Source organism: Streptomyces canarius (genome assembly GCF_014650735.1).
Classification (GTDB): domain Bacteria; phylum Actinomycetota; class Actinomycetes; order Streptomycetales; family Streptomycetaceae; genus Streptomyces; species Streptomyces olivaceoviridis.
In genome coordinates this window covers 51,288-57,824 of the sequence record NZ_BMVN01000035.1, presented here as the reverse complement: position 1 = coordinate 57,824, position 6,537 = coordinate 51,288, and the positions used below count along the sequence as shown (strand labels likewise).

Here is a 6,537-nt window from a genome sequence, read left to right as displayed (position 1 = left end):
GGGCCGGCATGGCTGGTTCCCCCTGTCGAACGCATGGCCCGGGGGGTGGTGTCACCAGCTCCGGAGGCATCAGACCGCTGATCAGGGGCATGACCGTCGGCCTCTACCTCGGCCTGGACATCGGCAAAGGCGAACACCACGCCCCCGCCGTCACCCCGACCGGGAAGAGAGCCTTCGACAGGCGGCTGCCCAACAGTGAGCCCAGACTCCAGCAAGTTCTGGTGAAGTTGCGGGCCAAGCACGGCACCGTGCTCATGGTCGTCGACCAGCCAGCCTCCATCGGCGCCCTGCCCATCGCAGTCGCCCGCGACATGGACTGCCAGGTCGCCTATCTGCCCGGCCTCACGATGCGGCGGATCGCCGATCTCCATCCCGGCGAAGCCAAGACCGACGCCCGCGACGCCTTCGTCATCGCCGACGCCGCCCGGTCGATGCCGCAGACACTCCGCTCCACCGACCTCGAAGAGGAGACCGTCGCCGAGCTGGAGATGATCGTCGGCTTCGACGACGACCTGGCCGGCGAGGCCACACGCATCAGCAACCGCCTCCGGGGCCCGCTCACCCAGATCCACCCGCACCTCGAACGCGTCCTTGGCCCGCGCATCCAGCACCCGGCCATCCTCGGACCGCTGGACCAGTTCGGCTCCCCCGCCCTGATCCGCACAGCCGGACGGCGCCGACTGGTCAACCTGATACGCCCCAAGGCTCCTCGGATGGCCGGGCGACTGATCGAGGACATCTTCACCGCACTCGACGAACAGACCGTCGTCGTCCCCGGCACGGACGCGGTCGCCCTGATCGTCCCCAGCCTCGCCAGCTCGCTCCAAGCAGTCCTCGACCAGCGCAAACTCCTCGCCACACGGATCGAGGAACTGCTGGAGGCCCACCCTCTTTCCAAGGTCCTGACGTCCGTGCCCGGCATCGGCGTCAGGACCGGGACCCGAATCCTCATCGACGTCGCCGACGGCAGCCGCTTCCCGTCCGCCGCCCACCTCGCCGCTTACGCCGGACTGGCTCCCGCGACCCGCAGTTCGGGCTCCTCGATCCGCGGCGAACAACCCTCCCGCCGAGGAAACAAGCAGCTCGAACGAGCCTTCCTCCACTCCGCGTTCGCAGCCCTGGCCAACCCGGTCTCGCGGGCCTACTACGACAAGAAGATCGCTCAAGGAAAGCACCACACCCAAGCCCTCCTCTGCCCCGCGACACGACGAGCCGACGTGCTCTTCGCCATGCTCCGCAACGGCGCCTTCTACGACCCCCGACCCGCCCCACAGGTTTCTGCGGTCCACGCGTTCCCCGCACCACCCTTCGGTTTCCCGTTCGGGCAGCAGAAGTGGTTGCCGCGACTCCAGCGAACCGAGGCGGACTGCCGCGCCCGGCAGACAAGGTCACCGTACGACCGAAGGAGGATCACGCCGGGCCGCCGGTCCCCTTCGGGCCCTGAGACGGGACCGTTGAGGAAACGGTCCCCCGGCCGGTGCGCCGAGAACGGGCATCCGCTGCTTGCGCGCGTCGTGCTCGTAGGGAGCCGGCTCCCGGCCCGAGCGCTGAGCGGGTACGGGGGCCCGTGTCCCTGATGCTGCGGGGGCCGCGGACGATGCCGTACTTGGCCCGCCAAGCGGAACGATGAGCGCAGTTCTGGGCCCGTCGACGCCGATGGGTCCGTACGGACGCCGAGACGAACGCCTTCAGCCCACGTACGGACCCACCGCGGACAAGCCCCCGCCAGCCCCCTCACGAACCCGGGCCGGGCAGAGACGCGCCCGGGATCCCACCGTGCCACGGCGCCGGAGGCGCCCCCGCCCAGCGCGAGGTGCGCGCCTCGTTCAATGGGTTCCGCCGGTCCTGCCGCCGAAGTTCTGCGCCGCCTTGATGTTTCGCTCCTCGGTCTCCTGGTTGCTCCGCACCGTTCCGTCGGTCAGGTCGGCCACGGTACGCAGCGCCTCCATGAGCTTGTCCAGCTGGGTGATGGTGATGTTTCCGTATTCGTGGAAGGCGCGCGTGAAGGTCCTGCCGATCTCGTCGTCCCACCATTCGGGCCGCTCCATGGCGAGCAGGTCGCCGAGCCGCTTTCGCTCCGCGGAGAGGAACTCCGGCAGGGCGTCCTTCAGCGGCCGACCGTGGTAAAGCAACCCCTCGGGGTTCAGAGCGTACTTGTCCGGCGCCACGCGAATCACCTCTTTCTCTAGGGGATGGGCTGGACTACTCGTCCAGCAGTGCTGTCTGCACCTGGGTCTTTCGCCTCCGGGAGATCCAGTAGCCGCGTCCGGGCGGGAACTCACGGGGCTTCACGTCGCCGAACAGGACTCCCTCCGACGGCGGGCAGGACAGCAGCACGCTCGGGGTGTTGGCCTCGATGAGACGGCGCAGCAGCGGATCGTTCATCGCGCGGCCCGCGCCGCCCGCCGCCCGGGCGACGATCAGGTGCAGCCCGATCTCCGCGCCGTGGCTGAGGTACTCGAGGATCGGGTCGAAGGGGCTCGGCCCGTATCCGCCGGTGCCGAGCAGGTCGTAGTCGTCGATGACGAGGAAGACCTGCGGGCCGCTCCACCAGTCGCGTTCGCGCAGCCGGTCCGGGGTGATCTCGGGGCCCGGCACCCGCGCCTTGATGGCGTCGGCGGCCGCGGCGATCATCTCGCGCACCGCGTCCAGCGATACCGAATAGCTGAGCTGGTATTCCTCGGGCACGGAGTCGTAGAGCTCGCGCCGCAGGTCGACCATGGCGAACAGGGCCTCACGGCTGCCGTGCCGGCTGACGATGGACCGGGCGAGGTGCCTCAGCAGGTTGGTCTTGCCGCTTTCCGTGTCGCCGATCACGATCAGGTGCGGGTTGGTGTCGAAGTCGTGCCAGAACGGCTCGAGTTCGTTCTCCTCGACTCCCAGCGGGATCCTGATCCCCTCGGCAGGGGGCAGTTCCCGGGCCGTGAGGGTCGCCGGGAGCATCCGTACAGCGGGGGCGGAAGGACCGTCCCAGGCCTCGTTCACGGCCGTGATCAACGCCTGGGTGCCCTCGCCCAGGTCAGCAACCGAGGCGTTGCCGTCGATGCGGGGCAGGGCCGTCAAGAAGTGGTGCTTGTCCTCGGTCATGCCCCGGCCCGCGATGCGCGGCACCTCCTGGGCGGCGCGCATGCCCAGGATGGAGTCGACGGGGTCACCGAGACGCAGCTCGAACTTGCTCGCGATCTGGTCGCGCAGGGCCGACTGGAAGTCCGCCCATCGGGGCGAGGCCACCATCAGGTGAAGGCCGTAGGCCAGGCCCCGGGCAGCCAGCTGGGTGACGGTCTGCGCCAGCTCGAAGAAGTCCTGGCGCAGGATCGTCCAGCCGTCGATGACGAGGAACACGTCTCCGTGGAGGTCCTCGGGGAACCGCCCGGCGGCCTTGAGGCGGCGGTAGGTGGCCATCGAGTCGATGCCGTGGGCGGCGAACTCCCTTTCCCGGCGGGCCAGCAGGGAGACCATCTCGCCGATGGTACGGCTGATGCGTTCCTCGTCCATGCGGCCGGTGACGGTGCCCAGGTGCGGAAGCGCCTTGAGCTGGGCGAGGCTGCCGCCGCCGAAGTCCAGGCAGTAGAACTGCACTTCCTTCGGCGTGTGGGTGACAGCCAGTCCGGTGATCAGGGTGCGCAGCAGGGTGCTCTTGCCGCTCTGCGGTCCACCCGCTATGCCGACGTGTCCGCCGGCGCCGCTCAGGTCCGCGACGAGCGCTTCGCGGCGCTGCTCGAAGGGGCGGTCGACAATACCGACGGGCAGGCGCAGACCGCCGCCCTCCGGGCGGGGGGCGTGGTAGTTGTCCGCGGGCGCGGCGACCAGGTCCCCGTCGACGGCGAGCAGCCCGTCCAGGGTGGGCGGGATGGACAGCGGCGGCAGCCAGATACGGTGGGCCGACCGGGCGCCCGGCCAGGTGCTGAGCCTCCCGACGGCCACCTGGAGCAGGCTCTCGGCGTTCTCGTCCGGCTCCGGCTCCGGTTCGGTGAGCGGCGCCGCGGGCGAGGCGGCCGGCTGTGTCGGCAGCACATAGCCGGCGTCGAAGCGCACGACGGCGCCGGTCCCGCCGGCGGTCTGCGCCTTCTGGTGCTTGGGCCGGTACGGCCCCGAGACGTAGGCCGCCTTGAAGCGGGTGAGGGTGGCCTGGTCGCTCTTGAGATAGCCGTTGCCCGGCGCCGACGGCAGCTGGTGGGCGTCCGGAACGCCGAGGACGCCGCGGCTCTCCATGGCGGAGAAGGTACGCAGACCGATGCGGTACGACAGATGCGACTCCAGCTGGTGCACCCGGCCCTCGTCGAGGCGCTGCGAAGCCAGCAGCAGATGGACGCCGAGGCTGCGGCCCAGGCGGCCGATCATGACGAACAGGTCGATGAAGTCGCGGTGCGCGGCCAGCAGCTCACTGAACTCGTCGACCACGACCAGCAGCGACGGCAGTGGCTCCAGCGGGGTGCCCGACAGGCGGGCCCGTTCGTACTCCAGGAGGGAGCTGTAGTTGCCGGCCGCGCGCAGCAGTTCCTGGCGTCGGATCAGCTCACCGTGCACCGCTTCGCGCATACGGGTGACCAGCGCCGCCTCGTCGGCGAGGTTGGTGATGACGGCGGAGGTGTGGGGCAGCCTCTCCATGCCGAGGAAGGTGGCGCCGCCCTTGAAGTCGACCAGTACGAGATTGAGCACCTCGGACGAATGGGTCAGGGTCAGGGCGGACACCAAGGTCCGCAGCAGCTCGCTCTTGCCGGAGCCGGTGGCGCCGATCAGCATGCCGTGCGGGCCCATGCCGCTCTGCGCCGACTCCTTGAAGTCCAGTTCCACCGGCGAGCCGTCTTCGGCGATGCCGATGGGCACCCTCAGGTGGTCGCTCTGGCCGGGGTTGCGGTTCTCCCAGAGCCGAGGGATGTCGTAGGTGTACAGGTCGGGGACGCTCAGCAGGGCGGTCAGATCGAAGTCCGTGGTGAGCGGCTCGGCGATCTCCGTGCCCATGTGCATGCGGTACGGCGCCATCAATCGCGCCAGGGCCCGGGCCCGGACCAGGCTGAGCGCATCGGGGCGGCCCAGCGGGGTGAGACTCTCCCGCCCGGTGCGATCCTGGCCGACCATCTGAAGCTGCTCGGGGTCGACCTCGAGGCTGAGTATGTGCGGGCCGGCCTCGACGGGCAGCGAACCGCTGATGTCGACGACCACCGCGTTGCGGTAACCGCCGCTCGCGAGGCGTGAGTTGGCGGACACTTCGGCGGCGTCCAGCACGATGACCGTGAAGGGTTCCTCGGTCGAGGGCGCCGACTGCGGGTCGAAGCGCAGTCGGCCGGTGAAGCCCTCGCCGAGGACCTCCTCGAGGTCGGCGGTGGACCGGGTGATCAGCCGACGCTGCCCCGCGCCGTCGCTCGTGATGGTGTGCTGCGCGTGCGGCAGCCATTTGACCCACTCCCAGTACGCGGTCTCGTCCGCGCCCGAGCAGACGGCGATGTTCAGTTCGTCGGGTGCGTGGAAGACGGCGAGTTGCCCGAGCACGGCCCGCACCATGGCGCGTGCGGCGGCGGTGTCCCCGCGCAGTTGCACCCGCTCGTACGCCCGCAGATGTACGGCGATGGGCTGGTCCGCGACCGAGGTGTAGGCGCGGATGAAGCGGCGCAGCGCATGGGCGGCCAGCGGTTCCAGGTCCTCGACGGGCTTGGTCTGGAGGGGCGCCAGCCGTACGCCGAGCCGTTGCTCGCCGACGGCCAGCCGGACCTCGGCGAAGTCGCCGTGCCCCGAGCGCCGTTCCCACAAGCGCGTGGTGCGCACAACGGACCACAGGGCGGCCGGTTCGGGATTGCGCCAAGCGTGCACGTCCCGTTGGCGGGCGACGACTTCACGCACGCGACGCCGCATCTGGGTCAGGTAACGCAGATAGTCCCGGCGGTCGCCCCCCACACGTTGCTTGCGTTCGCCGGCCGAGCGCATGATCTGTGCGACGAGCATCACCGCCGTGGAGGCCACCATGACACCGCCGATGACATAGGTGTACACGCCGCTGCCGCCGGTGGCGCCCGGCCGCGCGTACAGCAGCACCATGCTGAGCGACATGATCGCCATCGGCATGTAGCTGAGCAGGGCCGACATCCCGTTCTGTCGCTCGGGCAGCACGGGCGGTTCCTGTAGCTCAAGCTGCCCGGAGGGCACCTCCGGGCCCGGCCTGCGCGGCGGGCGACGGAACAGTAGGAGACTCACACCAGGTCCTTCCCATTCGGCGCCCCGTTCCGGATCGCTGCCGGCCGCCGCCGGGGGCCGGCCTGGCCCGTCGCCAAGAACACCTCACAGCCGTCGGGACGTCCGCGACATCGTCCGCGAATCTCCGCGCATGGCACACCCTGTGTGTACGTGAGGGATCCGCTTCTGTTCGCCCCGAGGAGCTGTGCCAAGAGCGCGTCCTCAGCGTAGGGCCGCCGGTACGGGGGCCTGGACCGGCGGGCCCTTTCAGGCCCCGAGGCGGGGCCGTTGAGGAACGATCCACGGCGGGCGCAGAGGGTGCCGGCTGGACGTTGTTAGCGTGAGTCCCACTGCACGGAGCAGTCCCGC

2 protein-coding genes and 1 pseudogene are annotated in these 6,537 nt (G+C 70.0%); 1 reads left to right on the top strand and 2 read right to left on the bottom strand.

Translation table 11 applies throughout. From position 1 onward, the window contains the following. Nucleotides 1-89: 89 nt before the first annotated feature. Nucleotides 90-1,262 (top strand): annotated as a pseudogene (locus IE294_RS34405) (IS110 family RNA-guided transposase); the annotation flags it as partial. Nucleotides 1,263-1,826: 564 nt separating this feature from the next. On the opposite strand, the gene IE294_RS34400 reads toward IE294_RS34405, so the two are convergent. Next, on the bottom strand, nucleotides 1,827-2,168 hold the full coding sequence (locus IE294_RS34400) for a hypothetical protein (RefSeq protein WP_189892703.1): 342 nt from the start codon (nucleotides 2,166-2,168) through the stop codon (nucleotides 1,827-1,829). 34 nt (nucleotides 2,169-2,202) lie between these two features. Then, the gene (eccCa, locus tag IE294_RS34395; protein ID WP_306433494.1) at nucleotides 2,203-6,141 is read right to left on the bottom strand and encodes a type VII secretion protein EccCa; all 3,939 of its coding nucleotides are present in this window, start codon (nucleotides 6,139-6,141) and stop codon (nucleotides 2,203-2,205) included. Nucleotides 6,142-6,537 lie beyond the last annotated feature (396 nt).